Here is a 23,302-nt window from a genome sequence, read left to right on the forward strand (position 1 = left end):
GCAATTATTATAAAATCAGACAGACATAATTCTTTACAGACGTTTAGTCTATTATTTTATAAACCCATAAGTAAATTTAAAATAAAAGACCCAAAGTGAAAAAGTATATATATTTATTTTCTTCTTGCGTACCTGTTAAAGGAGCTTCCCAAAGTTTAATTTGTGATTTACAAAGAAAAGACTTTGAATTTATACCTAATAGTCTTTTTGATATATTAACTGATTTAAATAATGGAAGAGAGTTAAACACAATCAGATCAAAATATAAGGACAAGGACGATATTGAAACTTTTGATTCATATATTGAATTCTTATTAGAGAAAGAGTTTATTTTTATTGATAATTCTCTACTAATAGATCGATTCCCCAAAATTAATTTTGATTTTAAAATTCCAGCTGTTATTAGCAATTCAATTCTTGATATTCCAGCTGAATATAATCTTAATAATATAAAAAATACAGTTAAACAGCTTGACCAATTGGGTTGTGAATCAATTGAAATACGATTTTTGGGTGACTTCTATCAAAGCTATACTGATATTTTAAGATTATTTGAGACTTCAGGTATTAGATCTATAAAAATTATGCTGAATTATTTTGATTTTAGTGATGATTTCTTTTTAATGATTGAAGAAAAATATAGCAGAATTCGAGAAGTATATATATATAATTCTCCAGATGAAATGCTCGAAATTGAAACAAGAATGATGCTGATTTATTTTCTACAGGATACTACATTTTCTATAAAATCTTGTGGTTTTATTTCTGATTTTTATTTTTCTGTAAATATTAAAACATTTAGTGAGAGTAGTAAATACAATTCGTGTCTCCATAAAAAGATTTCAATAGATTCTGAAGGTAACATTAAAAACTGCCCTTCGATGCCACAAAGCTTTGGTAATATAAAAGATACAACCTTAGAAGAAGCGTTAAACCATGAAGATTTCAAAAAATATTGGAATCTTACAAAGGACAAAATAGAAGTTTGCAAAGATTGTGAGTTTCGTTATATTTGTACAGATTGCAGAGCTTATACTGAGAGAACACATGAAGATAAAGAAGGATTAGACACTTCAAAGCCTTTAAAATGTGGCTATAATCCTTACACCGGAGATTGGGAAGAATGGAGTACCAACCCACTTAAAGAGAAAGCGATAAAGTATTATGGGATGCAAGACTTAGTTAAGAAAAATTAAATCACGATTAATTGGCAAAAAAATTCCCTTTTTACCTTCAACCGGATTCCAAAGATTGCGGTCCCACATGCCTCAGAATAGTCAGCAAACATTACGGAAAAAGTATTTCGTTACAGCAAATCCGTAACCTTTCAGAAACGACAAGAGAGGGAAGTAGTCTGCTTGGTTTAAGTGATGCTGCAGAAGATTTGGGCTTCCGTTCTTTGGGTGTACAGATAGACTTTAATACGTTGGCTGAAGAAGTCCCGTTCCCGTGTATTGTACACTGGAACAAGAATCATTTTGTAGTTGTTTATAAAATTGATAAAAATAACATTGTTTACATTTCAGATCCGAGTTATGGTTTGATTACCTACACAAGAGAAGAATTTATTAAACGATGGATTGGCGAAAATGCCAACGAAAACACAGAAGAAGGAATCGTATTGATCCTTGAGACGACTCCCGCATTTTTTCAAACTGAATTTGACGATCAGGAAAGTAAAGCCAGTTTTTCTTTTCTTTCAAAATATTTGTTGAAATACAAATCACTTATCGTTCAGTTGGCGGTGGGTTTATTAGCGGGAAGTTTACTTTCTTTGATTCTTCCTTTCCTTACCCAAAGTATTGTAGATGTGGGAATTCAAAATCAGGATCTGAATTTCATTTACCTTGTCTTATTGGCTCAAATAATGCTTTTCTTAGGAAGAATGGGAATTGAGGTTATCCGAAGCTGGATTTTACTGCACCTGTCCACCAGAATCAATATCTCGATCATCTCCGATTTCTTTATCAAATTAATGAAGCTTCCGATCAGCTTTTTTGATACGAGAATGACTGGAGACATCATGCAGAGAATCAATGATCATCACAGAATCGAGCAGCTTCTGACGAATTCTTCTTTAAACACCTTGTTTTCACTCGTCAATCTGATCATTTTCAGCATCGTTTTACTGTTTTATGATTACAGATTATTTGTTGTTTATCTTGTCGGAGCGATTTTATATATCGGATGGATCACTTTTTTCCTCGGAAAACGAAAAGAACTCGATTATAAAAGATTTTCACAGGTTTCCCAGGAACAAAGCAAAGTGATTGAATTAATCAACGGGATGCAGGAAATCAAAATGTACAACGCCGAAAAACAGAAACGCTGGGATTGGGAGTTTCTTCAGGTTAAATTGTTTAAACTCAGAATCAAATCTCTATCACTGGAGCAATGGCAATCTGTCGGCGGAAATTTTATCAATCAGATGAAAGATATTTTGGTAAGCTTTCTTTCTGCTAAACTTGTGTTGGAAGGAAAACTTACTTTGGGGATGATGCTTTCCGTACAGTATATTATCGGACAATTAAACAGCCCTTTATTACAGCTCATTGACTTTATCAAGCAAACTCAGGATGCCAAAATTTCTTTGGAAAGATTGGGCGAAATTCATGATAAGGAAGATGAAGAAAGCAAAGATGAGCAATATGCCACCGAAGTTCCGGAAAAAGATATTGAAATCAATAATATGTCTTTCAGATACATCGGTTCGGATGTTCCGGTTTTTGAAAATTTAAGCTTAAATATTCCTTATCAAAAAACTACAGCAATCGTCGGAGCCAGCGGAAGCGGAAAAACAACCCTTCTAAAATTATTAATGAAATTTTATGAACCCAATGAGGGCGAAATAAAAATTGGAAATACCCAGATGAAAAATATTTCGCCAAGATTCTGGAGAGATCAGTGCGGTGTTGTGATGCAGGAAGGATATGTTTTCAATGACACAATTGCCAATAATATTGCTGTAGGTGAAGATTATGTAGATAAAACAAAACTGAGAAAAGCAGTAGAAATCGCTAATATCAAAGATTTTATTGAAGGGTTGCCATTAAGTTATAATACAAAAATAGGTAATGAAGGTCTGGGCGTAAGTGGCGGACAAAAACAAAGGCTTTTTATCGCAAGAGCAGTTTACAAGTCCCCGGAATATATTTTCTTTGACGAAGCTACCAGTGCTTTAGATGCAAATAATGAAAAAATAATCATGGAAAATCTCGAGCAGTTTTTTGAAGGTAAAACGGCCATTGTGATTGCTCACAGATTGTCAACCGTAAAACATGCCGATAAAATTATCGTTTTAGATAAAGGTAAAGTTGTCGAAGAAGGAAATCATGCGGAATTGGTATCTTTAAAAGGTGAATATTACAGACTCGTTAAAAATCAGTTGGAACTTGGAAACTAAAAAAGATATCTTAGATAATATTGAACTCCGCTCAGAAAGCGTACAGGATATTCTTACAGAACCGCCACATTGGATGTTCCGTTGGGGAAACACGATTATACTAATCATTTTATTAATGATTCTTGCAATGAGCTATATTATCAAGTATCCGGAATTTGTTCCGGCGCCTATTGTGGTAACTTCAAAAAATCCTCCTGAAAAAATTGAAGCCAGAAGCAGCTCAAAGATTGAGAAAATATTCATTAAAGATCATCAGAAAGTCAAAAAAGGAGATGTATTGCTGGTATTACAGTCTACAGCCAATTATCAGGATGTTTTAAAACTAAAAAAACTCGTAGATTCCATCGCTTCGGATCAGCTGCTTTCTTTTCCCGTGAACGAAGCTTCTCATTATAAGCTAGGCGAGCTTCAGGGCGATTATAATAGTTTTGCCAAAGCTTTTCAGGACGAGAATTTATTTACCAGGCTGCAGCCTTATGCCCCGGAAAGCATTGCGGCCAATCAAAGTATTTTCGAATCAAGAAACAGGATAACCACCTTACGACAGCAAAGAAATCTTGAAGCGGCAAAAACTGAGTTGACACGCAAGAATTATCAGCGGTCTCAAGAATTATTCAATCAGGGAGTGATTGCAGCTGTCGAACTGGAGGGTGAAAAATTAAAATATCTTCAGGCTCAGCAGAATTTAGAAAATATCAATATTTCTATGTCTCAATTACAGGAAAGCATTTCAAATTTCAACAAAACAAAAAGCGGAACAGCAATCAACACTGAAAAAGATAAAATTAATTATTCTTCTCAGACTCTGCAGTTGTTTGAACAGCTGAGAAAATCTCTCAAACAGTGGGAACAAAACTACCTTATTATTTCTTCTACCGATGGAATGGCGAGTTTTCAGCAGTTTTACGGTGAAAATCAATTCGTAAAAGCAGGAGATCCTATATTGTCAATATTACCTGATCATACGGATGAATTGGTTGGAAGAATGTCTGTTCCGACAGTTAATTCGGGGAAAATTATTCAAGGAGAAAAAGTATTGATCAAGTTAGATAATTACCGTTTCCAGGAATACGGAATCATTGAAGGAAAAGTGCAGAATATCTCACTGATTCCCGATGACAAAGGAAATTATTATGTAGATGTTGTGCTGCCTAAAGGTTTAAAAACCTCTTACAATAAAACCCTGAAGTTTGATAAAGAACTAAGAGGAAATGCGGAAATCGTTACTCAGGATCTTAGATTGATTGAGCGGTTTTTCTACCAGATCAGAAAATTGCTGGGATATCAGTCATAAATTCGAATAATAGGTCAAAAAAATTTGTGAAAATCTATGGGAAGATTTACTCTCCGTAGATTTCACAGATTTTCACAGATGATATTTTGAAAATAAAAAACCGAACTCAAAAGTCCGGTTTTAAAATTATTTTTTAATCAATCCCAATTCAATTAATCTTTCGTGTAAAAACTCTCCTGCGGTTGTATCTTCATACAATTTCGGATGATTTTCATCTACACAGTTTTCAAGTGCATTTAGCGACATTTCGCTTACCGGATGCATAAAGAAAGGAATAGAATATCTTGAAGTTCCCCACATTTCTCTTGGCGGATTGACTACCCTGTGAATCGTAGATTTCAATTTGTTGTTGGTATGTCTCGAAAGCATATCTCCCACGTTGATCATCAATTCGTCAGGTTCTGCAATCGCATCGATCCATTCGCCTTTATGATTTTGAACCTGAAGACCTTTCCCTTGAGAGCCCATCAAAAGAGTGATCAGGTTGATGTCTCCATGAGCTGCTGCTCTTACCGCATCATCAGGTTCCTGAGTGATCGGCGGATAATGGATGGGCCTTAAAATAGAGTTTCCTTCTGCAATTTTATTATCAAAATAAAATTCATCCAGACCCAGATACAACGCCAAAGCTCTCAAAACATATTTCCCTGTTTTTTCAAGCATTTGATACGTTTCCTTACCTACTTCATTAAACTTTGGAAGCTCTTCTACGATAACATTGTCGGGATACTGGCTTTTGTATTTTGAGTCATCCGAAACATACTGTCCGAAATGCCAAAACTCTTTCAAATCACCTTTTTTAAATCCTTTTGCGGTTTCTTTTCCGAAACCTACATAGCCTCTCTGTCCTCCAATTCCCGAGATCTCGTACTTTTGTTTGGTTTCTGTGGGAAGTTCAAAGAAGTTTTTTACTTCTCCATAAAGATCATCTACGAGTTTGTCATCCAGGAAATGTCCTTTTAAGGCAACAAAACCAATTTCTTCGTAAGCTTTTCCGATTTCATTTACAAATTTCTGTTTGCGTTCCGGGTCACCCGAAAGGAAATCACGCAGGTCTACACTAGGTATTTTATCCATTTTATAGAAATTTTACGTGGGGCTAATTTACAGATTTTTGTTTATTGATCTACTGCATTTTCCAATTCTTCTATTATTTTATCCATTACCTCTTGAGTGGTTAAATATAAAATATCATTATTTGCATCATTGTAATTCTCATTTTTATCTTGAACTAACAATTTTGTCATATCTGGAACTTCATCTTTAAAATTCAAACGAATACAACCTCCGTAACCTTTTGGAATAATTCCTATATTATCATTCTTTTTTAATGATAAAAAGTCTATTTCACAATCTGTCTTTTGATAATTTTTAGGTTCTTTTCTATTATAAATAACGTTATATTTTGTTCCCAAAATTATATCATTATCATTGCTGTAATTTTCCACATAAATAGAAGTGTTTCTATTTATTGGATTTAACTCATATTTAGAAATATCATTGTTAGAATACATCCTATGAAACGCAAGAAATGGATATTTATTGATGAAATCTTCACGAATATTGTCGTATAAATCATTTGTAATTGCTGTCATATTAATTTAAGTTTTTATTTAATAGCTTTTTTATAAAATTCTAATGCTTCTTTGGGAGTTAGTTTTTTTGTGTTTTCTAACAAAAATAAGCTATTTGGAAATCCATCTTTGGTGATTTTAGCAGGAATATCTAATCCATACATTTCATTCAATAATTTTCTTGCATCTTCAATAGGAATCTCTTTTACAGCAAAAGTAGATAAATTTTCTGGCGAAGTGTTGACAATAGCTTCTAATTCTAAATCAAATCTGTACTGATTTGCTGATTGTAAATTTAAACCTTTTAAATTTTTTGGTACATAAACTTGTAAAACTCCCTTTGTTCCTGGTTTGGATGATGATTCTATACCAAAAATAACAGCTCTTATCGGATCTGTAGAAGTTGAAGCCCCATATTCTATTGAGTTAAGATTTCCTGTAAAGATTTCTCCATTTATACTTTTAGTTGTTCCTCTGAAAAGTGCCTGTATTCCTACTTTTTCCAAATCTTCTGCCATTACATTCTGATCTACTTTTCCTAAGAATTCTATAAGTTCTTCTACGGTTTTTATTTTTCTACCACTTAAAATCCTTGATAAAATAGTTGCTCCTCTTGCAATTCCTGCTCCTACTTCTGGTAGTAACCCTGAAGCAATATTATTAAGAATTATCCAAAATTCTTCGTCTATTTTTTTATTAGTAAAATATTCAGCAACAAAGCATGGGATATGTAAATCTTTTCCATCTAATACAATTTTTATAGGACTAAAAGGCAACTCAATTTTATTTCCGATTTCCTTTTCATTATATGGCATTACAATAGAAGTGTTATCATACCCAAATAACGCTGTTCCGACTCTATATTTTTTTTCTTTTTCCAGATAATATGCAAAACCAGTATACCTTATATATGGATCATTAACATCATCAGAAGGTTTATAATCTTTATAATCAATATCAAATTTCCATGCTTGTTCAAGTTCTTTAATTGCCCAGTTTTTATAGCCAATTCTCGAAAAAGTAGTAATTAATTCCTCAATATATTTATTATTAAATTTTTCAAATACTTTACGGACAGGTTCAGGATTTTTATTAATTTGATTGTACCACCAGTTTGGATTTTTTACTCCCTTCAGTAAGTTAATAACTGAAAGATTTTCATTTGTCCCAGATGCATTAATAGCTTTTTCAGAAAGGGAAACAAAATCTTTCCAAAGCATTTCATCAGTAAGAACTTCCAAAACAAAATCAGGAATATTTTCATATAAACCATCAATAATATCAGGATTGTTTTTGGCGGTTGCAAAAAAATCAAGATAATAACGAATAATAGATTTTTTCACTGATTCCACATTAGAATCTCCCTTGACAATTCGTAAAAACTCTATAAATGTGTCGACATTTGACGTAAAGAGTTTAATCGCTACATATTCATCGTTTAGCTTAAAATCTGTGGGATTGGATGTTTGCTTAGTTTCTGTATCTTGAAATTTTTTATCTTCTCCATCTTTATAGATGAAATTTAGATTATAACTTACCTTATAATTGTCAAAATAGATCCCAAACGTGTAAGAATTGCTTAATAAATTCTTTCTGGTATTCAATTTGGCTAAGTCAAAAGTTGCCTGAACTTCTTGCTCTCCTTTTTTATAAACAAAAGGATTGTTGTTTTTAATACTACTGAATACAGGAATACCCATTGAAGACGAACCTGAATAAATAGTTTTGTCTCCTAAAAAGTAAATTTCTGGATCAAATAAAAATGCTTCTATCAACCCTAATTTCCCTTTTAAATGTTCTGCAAGAAGGTCATAATTAATTCCACCTGTATAAAAATCTTCGGATAATGCATCGTAATCTTCAGTAGTAGGTTTGTAAAAAGCACTTTTCTTTCCAAAAGGTGTATTTAATGCATATTCATTAGAAATTTCATCAAATGTTTTGCTGGTTCTTATTTCTGCAAAAGGGTCTTTTCCTTTGCCTAATATTCCTCTGTTTAAATCTTCAAAGGAGATGATTTTAAACTCTGAGAGATCATCACTCCATTCATCATCAAATAGTTTCATATGTTATTTTTGAAATTAATATTTTTCTAATATTTCTAAAAACAAAACTAATTCTAGAATACGACAAAACTCGTCGTAATAAAATTTACTTTAAGAACTCAACAAAAACCACTAATTTTGTCGCATGAAAAAATATTCCTCCAAGAGAAGTATTCAGGTACTTGCCAATCTTTTTCAGCAATACAATATTTTAGACTTTGTCATATCTCCGGGATCTCGAAACGCTCCTTTGGCGATTCATTTTTCGGAAGTGGATGATTTCAACTGTTTCAGTATTGTTGACGAAAGAAGTGCGGCATTTGTAGCTCTTGGAATGGCAAAAAGTGAGAAAAAACCGGTTGCAATTACATGTACAAGCGGTTCTGCTGCGGCAAATTATTATCCCGCAGTGACCGAAGCTTTTTATTCAAACGTTCCGATGTTGATTTTGACGGCAGACCGACCTACGGATTATGTTGATTTGTTTGACGGACAAACCATCAGGCAGAAAAATCTGTATCATCAGCATTCGTACGGCGACTTTGAATTGGTGGAAGACAGTAAAGATGATGCGGAAAACATCAATTCTGATATTATAAAGAAAGCGATTGAGCTTTGTTTTGAAAAACAGGGTCCAGTGCATATCAATATTCCCTTGGAGGAACCTTTGTATGACCTCGTTTCTGAATTACCGACTTTTCCGGAGGTTGAAAAAACAATTAAGAAAAAAGAATACGAGATTCCGTCAAATTTAGTAGCCGACTGGAATACTTCCCAGAGAATCATGATTCTCATAGGAACCAGAGATTACAGCCCAGAATTGGAAAATCAGCTGACGCAGCTTGTAAAAAATCATTCTGTTGTCGTTTTGAGTGAGGCAAATTCAAATGTATATCATGAAAAGTTTTTCAGACATATCGACCGTTACATTTTTGGTTTTTCTGAAGAAGATTTTAAAACTTATGCTCCGGATTTGCTGATTACCATCGGGCAAAACGTGGTTTCAAAAAAAGTAAAGCAGTTTTTGAGAAATGCACATCCGAAACAACATTGGCATTTGGATGAGGTTTGGCAGCCCGATACTTATTTTTCTTTGACACAAAAAATAGAAATTAAGCCGGAGGTTTTCTTTTCAAAATTATTAAATTTCATCAACTTAGAACCAAAACCTTACTTTAATTTATGGGATGTTTTAAGGGATAAAAAAGATAAAAAGCATCATGATTTTTTAAATCTGGTAGAGTTTTCAGATTTTTATTTTTTCAATAAAGCTTCACAGAGCATTCCTGAAAACTATAATATTCATTTTAGCAACAGCTCGGCGATCCGTTATGCGCAGCTATTTGATTTCGGGAAGCGAAAAATGTACTGCAACCGAGGAACCAGCGGAATCGACGGCTCAACTTCCACCGCTATGGGTTTTGCAATTAAAAATGCAAATCCGACTGTGTTGATTACGGGAGATTTGAGCTTTTTCTACGATATAAATGGGCTTTGGAATCAATATATTCCGCCTTTTACAAGAATCATTATTTTTAATAATGGGGAAGGGAATATTTTTAAGATTATTCCCGGGCCGGGAAATGCCAATTCAAATGCAGTAGATGAATTTATCTCAACAAAACATCATAAAAATGGAGAGTTTTTAGCCAAACATTTCGGATTTACTTATGTAAAAGTTGACGACGACGGAGCGCTCGACAGGGTTTTTGATAATTTCTTTAAGCCTGATGTACAGCCAAAAATAATGGAAGTCAACACCCAAGGGAAGAATAACGCAGATACACAGAAGGCTTATTTTAATTTTTTAAAGGATAGCTGAGAAATATTGAACCATTAAGAAAGTTAACCAGTTAAGATTGGTTAAGAAAAATCTATAGATTTCTAAGTATGAATCTTCTAAACTCTTTAAAAATCTTAATGATAAAAAAAAGCAGGTTTATTTAAAATTATAAATCTGCTTAATTCGTTTAATCTGCGAGAATATTTAATTTACATATCCAAATAATCATCATTCCCCGGAAGATTGGTAATTTTCGAAATCGGATAAATAAACATATCGTCAAAGTCATTCAACGCATTAATCAACTGAAAATGTGAGAATTCCTTGATGTTTTGTAAAGTGATTTCTGCTTCTTTGATTTTCTTTTTCTTTAAAAGGTGCTGTCTTTGAACTCCGTTTAAAAGATAAGTTGAAGGCGTAAACCAATCTTTTCCTTTTTGGAATAAAAGATTGGAAAAAGAAGTGTCTGTGATGTGGTTGTTTTTCACGATGATGATTTCCTCAGCTTTAGATTTCATCTTCATTTTTTCCAGCTCTTTACGATCTTCAAACTTAAAGGAATAGTCGTAAATATTGTTCTCAACCAATTGAAAGTCATTGATTTCAGGAATGGCATAAGGAATCATCATGGTTCTGAATTTCTTGTCCAGATCATAGGTGAGCCTTAGTTTATACAATCCGTCTTCATCATGATTCAGGTTTTTGAAGATTTTTTCCAAATCGATAGAACCTTCTTTCCCAAAATGGGCAAAAGTATCATTGACACGTTTTTGGTGAAATTCCAGCAGGAACAATTCCTGATCTTCTACTTTAATACTTTCAATGAATTGGGACATAGATTTTGTTTTTCATTTCCTGATACTCGTCTTCTAATTTGCTCATGTGTGTAATTCCGCCGCCACTTTTGAAATAAAGATGATCGCCCTCTTTTTCTATAAAGCGGATCATCACACAACTATCTAGATTTTCACCATCAAACCATCCGCAGACTCCGGTGTAAAAACCTCTGTCAAAATCTTCAGCTTCTAAGATGATTTCTAAAGTTTTAGGTTTTGGCGCACCTAAAATAGATCCTGCAGGCAAAAGTTTTTGCATAATGCTTCCCACTTTTCCTTTAAATTCAGTTTTTAAACTTCCCGAAATCTCAGAACTCATGGCGTACAAATCTTTTTGGTGAGTCTTTAGAAAATCAATATACTGAAATTTATCAACTTTCACATCATCTGCTACCATGCTGAGATCATTTCTAAGTAAATCTACCACAGTGTAATGTTCGGCTTTTTCTTTTTTGTCATTCTTCAAAACATCTGCTGCATTCTCTAGAGATGCATCAATAGTGCCTTTCATGGGATACGTGAAGATTGTATCACTGATTATCTTGACGAAAGTTTCAGGAGAAAAAAATACGAAAAAATCTTTATATAAAACCTTGTATTTTGCCTTAGAATGATGAAAGATTTCTTCTAAACTCAGATTGGTGTCAATTTTTGTTTTTCGCGTATAATTGGTAAGATACGAATTTCCTAGACGAATATTTTTCTGTACATGGTCAAAGCCTTTTTTAAAGCTTTCGAGTGATTCAGGATAAGATTTTAATTCTGCTTTTTTAGTTAACGCTTCCTGTATATTAGTGTTTGAAAAAGACTGAAAATCAATTAAAAGGCTGTTTTTTTTAATTTCATGCTCTTTGAAAATTTCAACATTGTCAACTAAGAAATCTATCATAAAGAAAAAGGGAACTTTCTTGATTGAAAGTTCGTCCATTTGAATAAATTTTTGATGATTCGCAGAAAACATTTCGCAAAAGTAGTTATTGATGATTACTTTTGCACAAAATATTTTCAATGCAGGAGAAATATCCACAAAAACCGGGGCTCGACTTTATCTTAAAACAGGCATTTTATTACTGGAACAGAACATTGCTCTTTCAGGTAATGTTTTCAATTATCTATTTTGCAGTATTTTTTACAGCATTTTTTTTCTTTTTAGATTATTATGAGATTTCTTCATACAATGCCGAACTTATAGATGCATTTAGACAAGGTCAGGAGGCTTATCTTGAGCAGATTCAAAAAATGAGTACGACAGAAAATGTTATTTATTTTGACTACGCATTTTCAGGAATTTTAATATTTCTTTATCCTTTAAATTTAGGATTTTTTCAAATTTATAGAAAGATAGATTTAAAGGAACCAATAAGTTTAGGTGATTTATTTGCGGGATACAATGGTTTAAACTTTTTCCGGTATGTCAGCTATTTTCTTTTTTGGTTTATGTTTTTCAGATTAACTACGGTTACGGTGATTGTTCCTATTTTTTGGGTAATGGTAACACTTTTTGTCGCTCCACTAATGTTTTTCCAGAACAAAACAATATTTGAAGCCGTTTCTATGAACTGGAAAATATTAAAAACAAATTTCCTAGAAATGTTGATCTGCGTGATTGTTGCTTTTATTTTCAGATACATTGGTTTTGCACTTTTCTTCGTTGGAATACTATTTACTTTTCCTTTTTGGAATGCAATGATTTACTCACTTTACAAGACAATTTTTAAAGAAGAAAATTAAAGTTTTGAATGGTAATGCTTTTGTTCTCAAAAAAAATTAAATTTGAGAAACATTAAAAAACAATACCATGTCCGACTTTAACGAATTTGACCAGCAGGGTTCCGTTCCAAACAGAGATACGGGATCTATTATTTCGCACGCATTTGAAATGTATAAAGGCGTTATTCTCTATGCATTAGTAGTTTCCATTCTTTTTTTTATTGGAGATTTGATTATACAAGCTGTATCAAAATACAATATGTGGGGTTCCTTTCGTGATTTCAGAGATCTTGACGGTGATTACTCAAATTATAGCTGGAATAGACCGGGATTGTCACTGTATTATACATTTTCAGGCATTTTGGGAATTTTTCTTTCACCTTTATACGTTGGCTTAATCTATATAACCAATAAATTTAATACTAAAGTTCATATTGAGTTTTCAGACCTTTTTATAGGCTATCGTCAGAATCTGGGAAATATTCTTTTATATAGTTTGCTCACAAATATCATTTTGTGGATTTCACTTGCCATGTGCATTATTCCTGTTTTCTTTGTATTTCCGCTGTTTTTGATTGGTTATCCAATTTTATTATTTGAAAATTTGTCTGCAGTTGATGCCCTGAGCAAAACCTATCATATTGCTAAAGAAAATTACGGAGTATTTTTAGGATCAGCTATTTTAGGAGGACTTATCAGCATCGCCGGATTTCTGTTATGTTGTGTTGGTATAATTTTTACTATACCGTTTATCTCTATCGTAATGTACTCCGCATACTGCGCATATCAAGGTAAACCAAGACAAATAACATATAAATAATGTCACACAACGAAAAACAAATTAGCAGCACGATCATCAAGCAGGTTGCTTTGCTTGCTATCATTCTGATTTTAGCAGCATTGATCTGTTTTAATCTTGCGCTTTTCATTCCCTCTCTTTTAGGAGCAATTACGATCTATGTCTTGTGCAGAAAATATAATTTTTATCTACAGGAAGAAAAAAAATGGAAACCATGGGCTGCAGCATTAACTTTAATGTTGGCAAGTTTAGTCATTATTATATTACCGATCTACTTTATCGCTGATCTTATGATTGAAAAGCTTGGGAATGCACAAGCCTATATGGAAAAATTTAATGTTTTTATAGATAAAATTCATGATTTTGTTTACAGTAAAACTAAATTTGACATTTTGAGCAAAGAAAATATGGCGAAGCTAAAAGGTTTTGCCGGCAGATTTTCAACCACAGCATTGAGCGGTACTTTCAATACTTTGACTGTTATCATGTCGATGTATTTCATTCTATATTTTATGTTTGAAAAGCCAAGATTATTCGAGAGAATTCTTGCTTCATCAGCACCTCTAAAAAGAGCCAACGTTTCTCTAATTGGTGAAAAAATGAGAAAACTCATTATGGCAAATGCGATAGGAATTCCTGTTGTTGCGCTGGGACAGGGGATTATCGCTTTAATAGGATATTTTATCTTCGGTGCGCCGAGTCCAATTTTGCTTTTTGCGCTGACTTCTGTTGCATCCATGATTCCTATCGTGGGAGCGGCAATTATTTATGTTCCTATATGTATTTTTATGATTGCTGAAGGGCAAACAGGACCGGGTATTGGTTTAGGAGTGTATTGTTTAATCGTTGTAGGATTGACGGATAATATTCTACGCTTCACTTTGCTGAAAAGACTTGAAGATATTCACCCTCTTAATACTGTCTTTGGGATTATCATGGGAATGAAGCTGTTTGGTTTTATGGGGCTTATTTTTGGACCCATTCTCGTATCTTTTACTCTTTTATTGATTCATGTTTACAGAAATGAGTTTTCTGATGATGACACCCCCGAATTGGAACTGTCAAGCAAAGACAAAAATGAAGAACTTGAAAATAAAATTGATTTAATCGTTTAAAGATGGAGCAGGGTATAAATCCGGAAATACTAAAGGAAATTTGCATAGCAAAAATGCCTTTCGGAAAACATCAGAATACGATTTTAGCAGATCTGCCCATCAGTTATCTTGAATGGTTTCATCGACAAGGGATGCCAAAAGGAAAATTAGGGATGCAGCTTTCAACGGTTTATGAAATAAAATTAAATGGACTGATGGATTTGCTTACTCCTCTTCGTGGCGGGAAAACAGAGTATGAAAAACCTAAAACGAAAATTTATAAGTTTTAATAGAATTAATTTTAGCTATTTTCGGGCGGCACCTCCGGTGCCGCCCGAAAATAGCTAAAAGAATTACCCTTTCAAAGCTGCAATTTCATCTCTTAGCTGGGCTGCTTTTATAAAATCAAGATTTTTCGCAGCACTTTCCATTTCTTTCTGTTTTTGTACCACCAGTTTTTCTACATCTTCTGTTGCATACGTAGCTTTCACGTCCGCAACTTTTTGAAGAATCTGTTTCTGAGTATATTTTTCGTCGGGGAAATCCTTACTTCTTCCAACCAGATTTTCTGAAATCTTTTTATTCAAAGCCATCGGAACTTTACCGTGCTCAACATTATAGGCAATCTGTTTTTCACGGCGGTATTCGGTTTCATCAAGAGTTGCCTGCATTGATTTGGTCATCTTATCGGCATATAAAATAGCTCTCCCATTCAGGTTTCTCGCTGCACGACCCACTGTTTGTATCATTGATCTTCTGCTTCTCAGCATTCCCTCCTTATCAGCGTCTAAAATCGCTACCAAAGAAACTTCCGGCAAATCTAAACCTTCTCTCAATAAGTTGACTCCAATCAAAACATCAAAAATTCCAAGACGCAGATCCTGCATGATCTGTATACGTTCCAGAGTTTCAACATCTGAGTGGATATATCTTGTTCTGATTCCGAATTTTACAAAGTATTTAGTCAGTTCCTCTGCCATTTTTTTGGTTAATGTGGTGACCAAAACCCTTTCGTCGATTTCTGCTCTTTTCCTGATTTCTTCCATTAAATCATCAATCTGATTCAACGAAGGTCTTATTTCAATGATCGGATCAAGTAATCCTGTTGGTCTTATAATCTGCTCAATATATTCACCTCCTGTTTTTTCCAGTTCATAATCTGCAGGTGTTGCAGAAACATAGATGACCTGATTTTGTATACCTTCAAATTCTTCAAATTTAAGAGGTCTGTTATCCATCGCAGCGGGAAGCCTGAATCCGTATTCCACCAAAGCTTCCTTACGGCTTCTGTCACCGCCGTACATCGCATGAACCTGCGGAACAGTAACGTGGCTTTCGTCAATGACCATTAGATAATCTCTGGGAAAATAGTCTAAAAGACAGAAAGGTCTGGAACCGGGTAGTCTCCCATCAAGGTAACGTGAATAATTTTCAATTCCTGAGCAGTATCCCAGTTCTTTAATCATTTCAAGGTCAAGCTCAGTTCTTTCCTGAAGTCTTTTTGATTCTAAAGGTTTTCCGATTTCCGAGAAAAAATCGACCTGCTTCACCATATCATCCTGAATATTTCTGATAGCGCCATTCAGGGTTTCTTTGGATGTTACAAAAAGATTGGCAGGATAAATCTGAATATGTTCAAAATTAGAAGTCACGTTTCCAGACACAGGATCAAAGCTCTGTATCTTCTCAATTTCGTCACCGAAAAATTGAATTCTAACACCATTATCAGCATACGCTGGGAAGATATCAATAACATCACCTTTTACCCGGAATGTACCTCTGGAAAAGTCTGCTAATGTTCTGGAATATAAAGCATTAACTAAAGAATGGAGAAGTGCTGTTCTCGTAGTTTTTTCTCCAATCGTCAGTGAGATCAACGACTTGTGAAACTCCGCCGGATTTCCGACACCGTAAATACAGGATACTGAGGCTACAATCAATACATCTCTTCTTCCTGAAAGCAAGCTTGCAATCGCTGAAAGACGAAGTTTTTCGACTTCTTCGTTGATGCTCAGATCTTTTTCAATATAAGTTCCTGAACTTGCGATATAGGCTTCAGGCTGATAATAGTCGTAATAGCTGACAAAATATTCAACAGCATTTTCAGGAAAGAATTCTTTAAATTCCATAAAAAGCTGAGCAGCTAATGTTTTGTTATGAGCCAGAACCAAGGTAGGCTTTTGGGTATTGTGAATGACATTGGCGACTGTAAATGTTTTCCCTGAACCCGTCACCCCAAGCAAAGTCTGATATTTTTCACCGATTTCTATACCTTCAGTCAATTTTTCTATGGCTGTCGGCTGATCTCCGGTTGGTTTATATTCTGATTGCAGATTAAATTTCATCTGATGATAATTATTTTATGTTCGGTTAATGAAACACCTCTCTATCATTGCCATTTAAAAGATAATCTTACCGGGCGTTTCATACGATCAAATTTATGAAATAAAAAAGAGCCCTAAAAGGGTTTGATAACTATTTTGAATGAGTAAATTCAAAACTTCCATACTCCAACTATTTGTTATTTAATAATATATTTTCAATAAACTTTTCTGTATAATTTTTATGGCATTATTTTTACACTCACAGTCACAACCACTTTAAATAATTATTATGAACAAAATTCTCATACCCATTTTATTGGTCTCAGCTACCATGATTGTCTCATGTCAGGGAAAAGGAAAGCCCAGCAAGCCATCCGCAAGTGTAGAAAAAGCAAATACGGACTACAAACCCGCATTTGAAGGACAAACCCGGATTGCAACCATAAAAACTGAAACTCCATATAAAGTTGACATTTTAAATGCATCTCTCGGAAAACCGTGGGGAATCATCAATTTGCCGGATGGAAGATTTTTAATTACAGAAAAATCAGGATTTATTAACGTCGTTTCAGCCGACGGAAAGCAGGTTTCTAAAATTGAAGGCTTTCCTAAAGTTGATGCTAAAGGTCAGGGCGGAATGTTGGATGTTGCATTAGATCCTGATTTTAAAACAAATAATATGATCTTTTTTGTTTTTTCTGAACCTTTCGGAGATGGAAATTTAACTTCAGTTGCAAAAGGAAAACTATCCGATGATTTGAAAAGTATTTCTGACGTAAAAGTGATTTTCCGTGCGACACCTTCTTATGATGGCGACAAACATTATGGCAGCCGTTTGCAATTTGACAAAGACGGAAGTCTGTTTGTAAGTACCGGAGAAAGATCTGATAAAGAAACCCGAGTGTATGCTCAGAAAACCGATAATTATCTGGGAAAGATTTTAAAGATTACCAAAGACGGAAAACCGGCGCCCGGAAACCCTTTTATTGGAAAAGACGGATATAAGCCTGAAATTTTCGCATACGGAATCCGAAGTCCTCAAGGCTTGGCAATGGACGAAAAAGGTCAGCTTTGGGATATCGAAATGGGACCGAGAGGCGGGGACGAAATCAATTTGATCCAGCCCGGAAAAAATTACGGTTGGGGTGATGTAACGTATGGAATCGAGTATTCAGGTGAAAAAATCAACAATGGAACCACACAAAAAGCTGGAACCGAACAGCCAGTATATTATTGGGATCCCGTAGTTTCACCGAGTGGGGTTACTTTCTACACCGGAAACATTGAAGAGTGGAAAAATAATTTATTCATTGCATGCCTCAGCGGTCAGCACATCAACAGAATTGTAATGAAAAATAATAAAGTGGTAGGAGAAGAACGATTACTTCTCGACCAGAAAGAAAGATTTCGTGACGTTTTGAACGGAATGGATGGAAATCTCTACGGAATTACCGATAGCGGAAAACTCTATAGAATTTCAAAAAAATAAAACAATGCCTGAAAAATTTTTCAGGCATTGTTTTTTAAAAACTTTTAATGATTCTGTTTAGACCTTCAGTCAAGAGTTCCTGTGAAGTGGAAAAACAAATTCTGATATGTCCTTCTGCGCCTTTTCCGAACCATCGTTCAGACCCGGGAACTACAGCAACTTTACCTTGTTTTAAAACATGTTGTGCGAAATCATCACTAGACATTCCGTTTTCTATTTTAGGAAAAATCACAAACGTGGCTTCTGGAGAGTTCGGTGTCAAAATACCGGAATTGCTCAGCATATTAAACGCAAGATCTCTGTTTTGCTGGAGGTGCGCCAGAAAATCATTAAACCACGGCTTTCCTTTTTCGATACCTACGCTTGCCGCAATTTGTGATAGTGTAGAAACCCCTTCAATGGTAGAATTGAATTGAGATTTTTCTGTAAAATCATCCAGAAGTTCCTGATCATTGCACAAAACCGCTCCGATTCTTAAACCTGCAATACCATAAGATTTCGAGAAACCAAAAACGGTAAAGCTTTTATTTTTTGCTTCTTCAGAAACAGAAGAATATGTGTTAAATTCAATATTATCGTAAATAATGTCACTCCAGATTTCGTCACTCATCACCCATAAATCATGTGCAGCGGCAATTTCGGAAATCTTTTTTAAAACTTCCTTTGAATACACTCTTCCAACCGGATTGTGAGGGTTGCAGATACTGATCAGTTTAGTTTTTGGACCAATTAGAGAAATCAGCGTCTCAAAATCAATATCGCCGGTTTTAGAATCAACAGGACATAATTTCAAAACCCCACCTACGGCATCGACAGTTTTTTTGAAAAGAAAATCTACAGGATCAAAAATGATGGCTTCATCACCGGGATTTAATACATATTTTGCAACCATAAACATCCCCATTGCAGCACTGTTAACAGCTAGAACATTCTCAGGTGTAAAGTTTCCGTTTTTTTCTGTATTAAAATGTTTCGCAACACTTTTTTTAAATTCCGGAAGCCCGGAAAAAGGGCCGTAGCTCAAATAACCGTCTTTTATATAGTCGATAATTCCCTTTTCGATCTCATGTGACATTCTGAAATCTGGATCTGCAGCCGTTAACGGAATAATTCCTTCTTCCAGCGTTGCCCATCTGCCGTTGTAGGCTTTTCTTTTCAGGGCTTCGAAATTGATATCTTTATTTGTAAACATATTATTTGTAAGAGATTGGTAAGGTGTCTTTTGGCTGTTGATCTAAAGGTAAAAGAAACTGATTGAGTAATATTCTTCCGTTTTTTATATGAGTTTCTATTTCAGGTTTTCTTTCTTCCTCATATTTTTTGAACGCCGTGTTGATATTATTTTCTTCCAAAATCAGATTTGTCAGAATATAAGAATCCTTAAGAGCAGAGGTAACGCCCTGGCTGGTAAAAGGAATCAGAGGATGCGCTGCATCACCAATAAACGCTATATTTTTGTAATAAAAATCATTCAGCTTTTCCAGCTCATACACTCTCCAGATATGAGCGTTTTCGTAGCTTGACTGGTTAATTATAGAAGAAACCAACGGGTTCCAGTTTCCAAAATTATCCATCATAAATTGTCTGATGCAATCCGGAGTGTAATCTTCATTAATGAAAAATTTAGAAATATCAAACTGGCAGTACCAAAGAATTTTTGTGGAAGAAAGCTTTAATACGCCGAATGTTAAACCACCGTCTTCATGATGAAATTTAAGAAAATTGTGCTCGATTTGATTGGCAAGTTCTTCATTTTCAATTATATTGACCACTTCATTTTCAAGAACAGCTTTCATCACTTCGTCCTGAAAGATTTGTCTTCTGATCCTGCTTCGTGAACCATCCGAGGCAATTACGATATCTGCCTGCAAAGATGAATAATCTTCAAACTGCATAGTCGCTTTACCGTCAGAAAACCCCGAAAGAGCAAGGGTGTTTTCGTAAGAAATCTTTTGAAGCGGAATATTTTTACTCAAAACTTCAATCAATGTACTTCTGGAAATCACGAAAACGTTATCCAGATCTTTTTCTGAAATCACATCTCCTTTATGACCATAATGCACATACTTTTTTAAAAAGCTTCCTTTCGTGTAAAGCTCATCAATATTGATGATCTGTGAAAGATACTCTATGCCCTCTTTTGGGAGAATAAAGCCGTGACCTTTTAAATCATCCTTGGTTCTACGTTCATAAATATGGTAATCGACATTATTTTTTTCTAAATAATTTGCCATGCTTAAACCCGAAACTCCGGCTCCTATAATTGCAACTGTGCTCATTTCTTTAATTGCTTGTTTTAGTTAGCCAAAGATCTCCATTCTTAATTTTTTTACGAGAGATTTTTGATTCATCAGAGAGGTTCAGTAAAAATTCCTGGGCTTTTTCAAAAGAAATATCGGCTAAAACTGCAAATTCCTGAGTCGTCAATGTAGGATAAGCGGCGAATAAATTTTGCCATTCTTTCGAGTATTCTTTTTTCTGAACTTCAGGATTGATTTTCTTCAGTCTTTTTTCAAAATCCTCATAAGGCTTGAAACCGTACAAAATATCGGTCATTTCGTTGTCTTTTACAAAAATTAAAGTGGGGAAACCTCTTACGCCTAGCTGTCTGCCCAGATCAAGGTCTTTTTTAAACTCAATCTGAGCAGCTGATTCATAATCTTCTTTCCATTGAGTTACGTCCAATCTAGCTGCTTCAGCTGCTTTTTCTAAATGTTCTGTGTTGGTAATATTTAATTTATCAAGAAATACCATTTCCCTTATGATTCTCATAAACACAACAGCTTTCTTTTTATCCTGCATTTGTGCTGCTTTGACTGCTATAGAAGGAGGATATGAAGAGTTAAGCGGGTCTTCCATCCAGACACCGCCGTCGATAGGCATTCTGTAGTGAGGGCTTACTTCTTCCCAGTGACCGGCAACATCACTCGGTTTACTGATTCCTCCGGAATTGTAAATGTCCCATGATGGCAATAACCCGCCCATACGATAATCTATGTCAATAGCTTCTCCGTATTCTAGTTTCAGCTTTCTCAGCTGAGGTTCTATTCCCCAGCAAGATGAGCAGATAGGATCCGTATAATAAATGATGCTTATTTTATCTGTATTTGTCTGTTCCAATTGATTAGAAGAAGATTCTGCACCAGGTGTTTCTAAAATTTCGCACACACCTTTTTCGGCATCGCAATTAAGGAGAGGATTATTATTCATATGATTAGAATTTATTAGATTAAAAAATAAAGTTAAAAATGTCACTAAAGTAATATCCACGGTAAGATGAATTTTGATTTAACATAATATTTAAGAAAGTAAAGATAATAACAGGAAGTTATTGTGAAAGAATTTTACTCCGGAGCCTTAAATACGTTGTCATCAGAATGAAAACCTGCCACACCGCCGCTTACCGCAAATTTCATTGCTGTAGCAGCTGTCATTCCTAAGACAGGCTTTATGTTTTTTTCTTCAGTTACAATAACCCAGCCCGAAATAGCATACGAATGCGGAAGATATACTGCTACAAAATTGTGTTTATCAACATCAGCCATTTCTTTTTGAGTAAGAAAGCCAATTCTCCATATTTCCGGAGTTTCATTAGTTTTTACCCATACAGGATCATTGAATTTTTTCTTATCACCCACAAATGACGACATTACGTCTTTTGTTGGCGAATAAATATGCTTTATACCCGGCGTTCTTTCTAAAACCAGGTCAATGGCATCCACGAAAAATCTGCCGACTACAAATTTGTTTCCGAGATAGCCTAAAAGAGCTGTGAAAAACAAAGTTGAGATAAAAACTAACCCAGGAATGTGCTTTGCGATGGATGGGATGATATTATCAATTGAAGAAATCACGTACCATATCACAAAGATCGTCAACCCGATTGGCCCGATAATTAATAGTCCCTGAAAGAAATTTTTCAGGAAAAAATTGGTGATATTTTCAAAAGTCAGTTTTTTCAATTGATTTTTTTAGCCGTGTATGGTTTCTTTATTTCCGTAAGATTTTATGATTTTGGCCTCATATTCTAGCCATTCTTCCCAACGTTTATTTACTTTTTCGGGATCACCCAATTCTCTTGCAAAGCCAATAAAAGTTGTATAATGATTGGCTTCAGAAATCATGAGTTCTTTATAAAATGTTTTTAGCTCTTCGTCTTTGATGTTTTCTGTTAAAACTTTAAACCTCTCACAGCTTCTCGCTTCAATCATCGCGGCAAAAAGCATTTTATCAACAATTAAAGTGTCTCTGTGGCCTCCTTTTTGGATAAAATTGACCAATTCGTTGACATAATCGTCTTTTCTGGTACGGCCAAAAGTGTAATCGCGTTTTTTGATGATCTCAAGCACCTGACCAAAATGTTCAAGCTCTTCCTGAGCAATTGCCAAAAGCTCTGTAACGATATCGGGACGCTCCGGAAGCATAGTAATAAGTCCGATCGCGTTAGTGGCGGCTTTTTGCTCGCACCAGGCGTGATCAGTTAAAATTTCCTGAATGTTGTCTTCTGCAATGTTTGCCCACCTTGGGTCAGTAGGAAGTTTCAACTTAAACATGATTTAAAAATTTCTGTAAATTTAATTAATAAAATCTACATTTAATAATGCTATTTTTATTTGTAAAATTCCTCATTTTTTAATTGTGGCATAAAGTTGGTTTGCAATATTTAACATTAAATTTATATACTATGGAAATTAGACAAATTACTAAGAAAATGCAGAATTTTGCATTAACGATGATCACATTACTATTTGGTATCGTAGCATCAGCTCAGGAAGCAGTAACTGACTCAAAAGTGAGTTCTTCTACAACTACTACCACCACAGAAGAATGGTATACAAATCCTACTTACATTATTATCGGAGCAATTCTTTTTATTGTTTTGGTAGCAGTTCTTGTAAGAAGTGGAAACAACAGAAAGGATATTTAATAACTTTCTGAAAAAAGCTAGCCG

21 protein-coding genes are annotated in these 23,302 nt (G+C 34.6%); 10 read left to right on the forward strand and 11 right to left on the reverse strand.

All coding sequences use genetic code 11. From position 1 onward, the window contains the following. Window positions 1-95 precede the first annotated feature (95 nt). From gwsS to K0U91_RS07100, 3 genes are read left to right on the forward strand one after another with little or no spacing between them, the layout of a single operon-like run. Window positions 96-1,196: a grasp-with-spasm system SPASM domain peptide maturase gene (gene gwsS / locus K0U91_RS07090; protein WP_220178913.1), complete on the forward strand. Its 1,101-nt coding sequence runs from the start codon at window positions 96-98 to the stop codon at window positions 1,194-1,196. Window positions 1,197-1,207: 11 nt separating this feature from the next. Continuing rightward, complete coding sequence (locus K0U91_RS07095) at window positions 1,208-3,403, forward strand: peptidase domain-containing ABC transporter (protein ID WP_220178914.1); 2,196 nt, start codon at window positions 1,208-1,210, stop codon at window positions 3,401-3,403. Further along, the gene (locus K0U91_RS07100) at window positions 3,393-4,697 is read left to right on the forward strand and encodes an HlyD family secretion protein (protein WP_220178915.1); all 1,305 of its coding nucleotides are present in this window, start codon (window positions 3,393-3,395) and stop codon (window positions 4,695-4,697) included. Before K0U91_RS07095 ends, K0U91_RS07100 begins: the two co-directional genes overlap by 11 nt. A gap of 126 nt (window positions 4,698-4,823) precedes the next feature. On the opposite strand, the gene K0U91_RS07105 is transcribed toward K0U91_RS07100, so the two are convergent. From K0U91_RS07105 to K0U91_RS07115, 3 genes are read right to left on the reverse strand one after another with little or no spacing between them, the layout of a single operon-like run. Next, entirely contained in the window at window positions 4,824-5,774 is a 951-nt protein-coding gene (locus K0U91_RS07105; protein WP_220178916.1) for an isopenicillin N synthase family dioxygenase, read from the reverse strand. Window positions 5,775-5,815: 41 nt separating this feature from the next. Then, the gene (locus tag K0U91_RS07110) at window positions 5,816-6,292 is read right to left on the reverse strand and encodes a hypothetical protein (RefSeq protein ID WP_220178917.1); all 477 of its coding nucleotides are present in this window, start codon (window positions 6,290-6,292) and stop codon (window positions 5,816-5,818) included. A gap of 14 nt (window positions 6,293-6,306) precedes the next feature. Then, window positions 6,307-8,337 (reverse strand): hypothetical protein, encoded by a 2,031-nt coding sequence (locus K0U91_RS07115; RefSeq protein ID WP_220178918.1) that lies wholly within the window; start codon window positions 8,335-8,337, stop codon window positions 6,307-6,309. Between the two features lie 124 nt (window positions 8,338-8,461). On the opposite strand from K0U91_RS07115, the gene menD reads away from it, so the two are divergent. Further along, window positions 8,462-10,138 (forward strand): 2-succinyl-5-enolpyruvyl-6-hydroxy-3-cyclohexene-1-carboxylic-acid synthase, encoded by a 1,677-nt coding sequence (gene menD, locus K0U91_RS07120; RefSeq protein ID WP_220178919.1) that lies wholly within the window; start codon window positions 8,462-8,464, stop codon window positions 10,136-10,138. Between the two features lie 170 nt (window positions 10,139-10,308). On the opposite strand, the gene K0U91_RS07125 is transcribed toward menD, so the two are convergent. Continuing rightward, window positions 10,309-10,935, reverse strand: a complete 627-nt coding sequence (locus tag K0U91_RS07125) for an aminotransferase class IV (protein WP_219969757.1) — start codon at window positions 10,933-10,935, stop codon at window positions 10,309-10,311. Next, the gene (locus tag K0U91_RS07130) at window positions 10,919-11,896 is read right to left on the reverse strand and encodes an aminodeoxychorismate synthase component I (RefSeq protein WP_220179063.1); all 978 of its coding nucleotides are present in this window, start codon (window positions 11,894-11,896) and stop codon (window positions 10,919-10,921) included. The genes K0U91_RS07125 and K0U91_RS07130 overlap by 17 nt, the downstream gene beginning before the upstream one ends. 47 nt (window positions 11,897-11,943) lie before the next feature. On the opposite strand from K0U91_RS07130, the gene K0U91_RS07135 reads away from it, so the two are divergent. The 4 genes from K0U91_RS07135 (at window position 11,944) to K0U91_RS07150 (ending at window position 14,828) form a co-directional block, all read left to right on the forward strand. Beyond that, window positions 11,944-12,666 carry a DUF2189 domain-containing protein gene (locus K0U91_RS07135; protein WP_220178920.1) on the forward strand — a complete coding sequence of 241 codons (723 nt, stop codon included), beginning with the start codon at window positions 11,944-11,946 and terminating at the stop codon, window positions 12,664-12,666. 67 nt (window positions 12,667-12,733) lie between these two features. After that, window positions 12,734-13,465, forward strand: coding sequence for a beta-carotene 15,15'-monooxygenase (locus K0U91_RS07140; RefSeq protein ID WP_220178921.1), 732 nt, complete (start codon window positions 12,734-12,736; stop codon window positions 13,463-13,465). After that, window positions 13,465-14,559, forward strand: a complete 1,095-nt coding sequence (locus K0U91_RS07145; RefSeq protein ID WP_220178922.1) for an AI-2E family transporter — start codon at window positions 13,465-13,467, stop codon at window positions 14,557-14,559. The genes K0U91_RS07140 and K0U91_RS07145 overlap by 1 nt, the downstream gene beginning before the upstream one ends. A 14-nt stretch (window positions 14,560-14,573) precedes the next feature. Then, the gene (locus K0U91_RS07150) at window positions 14,574-14,828 is read left to right on the forward strand and encodes a DUF3820 family protein (RefSeq protein WP_220179064.1); all 255 of its coding nucleotides are present in this window, start codon (window positions 14,574-14,576) and stop codon (window positions 14,826-14,828) included. Between the two features lie 63 nt (window positions 14,829-14,891). Here K0U91_RS07150 and uvrB read toward each other — a convergent pair whose 3' ends face one another. Further along, window positions 14,892-16,883 (reverse strand): excinuclease ABC subunit UvrB, encoded by a 1,992-nt coding sequence (gene uvrB, locus K0U91_RS07155; RefSeq protein WP_220178923.1) that lies wholly within the window; start codon window positions 16,881-16,883, stop codon window positions 14,892-14,894. Window positions 16,884-17,151: 268 nt separating this feature from the next. Between uvrB and K0U91_RS07160 the strand changes: the two genes are divergently transcribed. Beyond that, a complete protein-coding gene (locus tag K0U91_RS07160; protein WP_219969752.1) occupies window positions 17,152-18,351 on the forward strand; it encodes a PQQ-dependent sugar dehydrogenase in 1,200 nt (399 codons plus the stop codon). 34 nt (window positions 18,352-18,385) lie between these two features. Here the strand turns inward: K0U91_RS07160 and K0U91_RS07165 are convergent, their stop codons facing one another. From K0U91_RS07165 to miaE, 5 genes are all read right to left on the reverse strand, one after another. Then, window positions 18,386-19,543, reverse strand: coding sequence for a pyridoxal phosphate-dependent aminotransferase (locus K0U91_RS07165; protein WP_220178924.1), 1,158 nt, complete (start codon window positions 19,541-19,543; stop codon window positions 18,386-18,388). A gap of 1 nt (window position 19,544) precedes the next feature. Beyond that, window positions 19,545-20,630, reverse strand: coding sequence for an FAD-dependent monooxygenase (locus tag K0U91_RS07170; RefSeq protein WP_219969750.1), 1,086 nt, complete (start codon window positions 20,628-20,630; stop codon window positions 19,545-19,547). 4 nt (window positions 20,631-20,634) lie between these two features. Beyond that, window positions 20,635-21,561: a DsbA family protein gene (locus K0U91_RS07175; RefSeq protein ID WP_220178925.1), complete on the reverse strand. Its 927-nt coding sequence runs from the start codon at window positions 21,559-21,561 to the stop codon at window positions 20,635-20,637. Window positions 21,562-21,695: 134 nt separating this feature from the next. Further along, window positions 21,696-22,313: a DUF502 domain-containing protein gene (locus tag K0U91_RS07180; protein ID WP_220178926.1), complete on the reverse strand. Its 618-nt coding sequence runs from the start codon at window positions 22,311-22,313 to the stop codon at window positions 21,696-21,698. Between the two features lie 9 nt (window positions 22,314-22,322). Then, a complete protein-coding gene (gene miaE / locus K0U91_RS07185; RefSeq protein ID WP_220178927.1) occupies window positions 22,323-22,904 on the reverse strand; it encodes a tRNA-(ms[2]io[6]A)-hydroxylase in 582 nt (193 codons plus the stop codon). 131 nt (window positions 22,905-23,035) lie between these two features. On the opposite strand from miaE, the gene K0U91_RS07190 reads away from it, so the two are divergent. Next, window positions 23,036-23,278 carry a hypothetical protein gene (locus K0U91_RS07190; RefSeq protein WP_219969746.1) on the forward strand — a complete coding sequence of 81 codons (243 nt, stop codon included), beginning with the start codon at window positions 23,036-23,038 and terminating at the stop codon, window positions 23,276-23,278. The last annotated feature ends 24 nt before the right edge of the window (window positions 23,279-23,302 follow it).

The sequence above is a fragment of the Chryseobacterium sp. LJ668 genome (assembly GCF_019613955.1).
Taxonomy (GTDB): Bacteria; Bacteroidota; Bacteroidia; order Flavobacteriales; family Weeksellaceae; genus Chryseobacterium.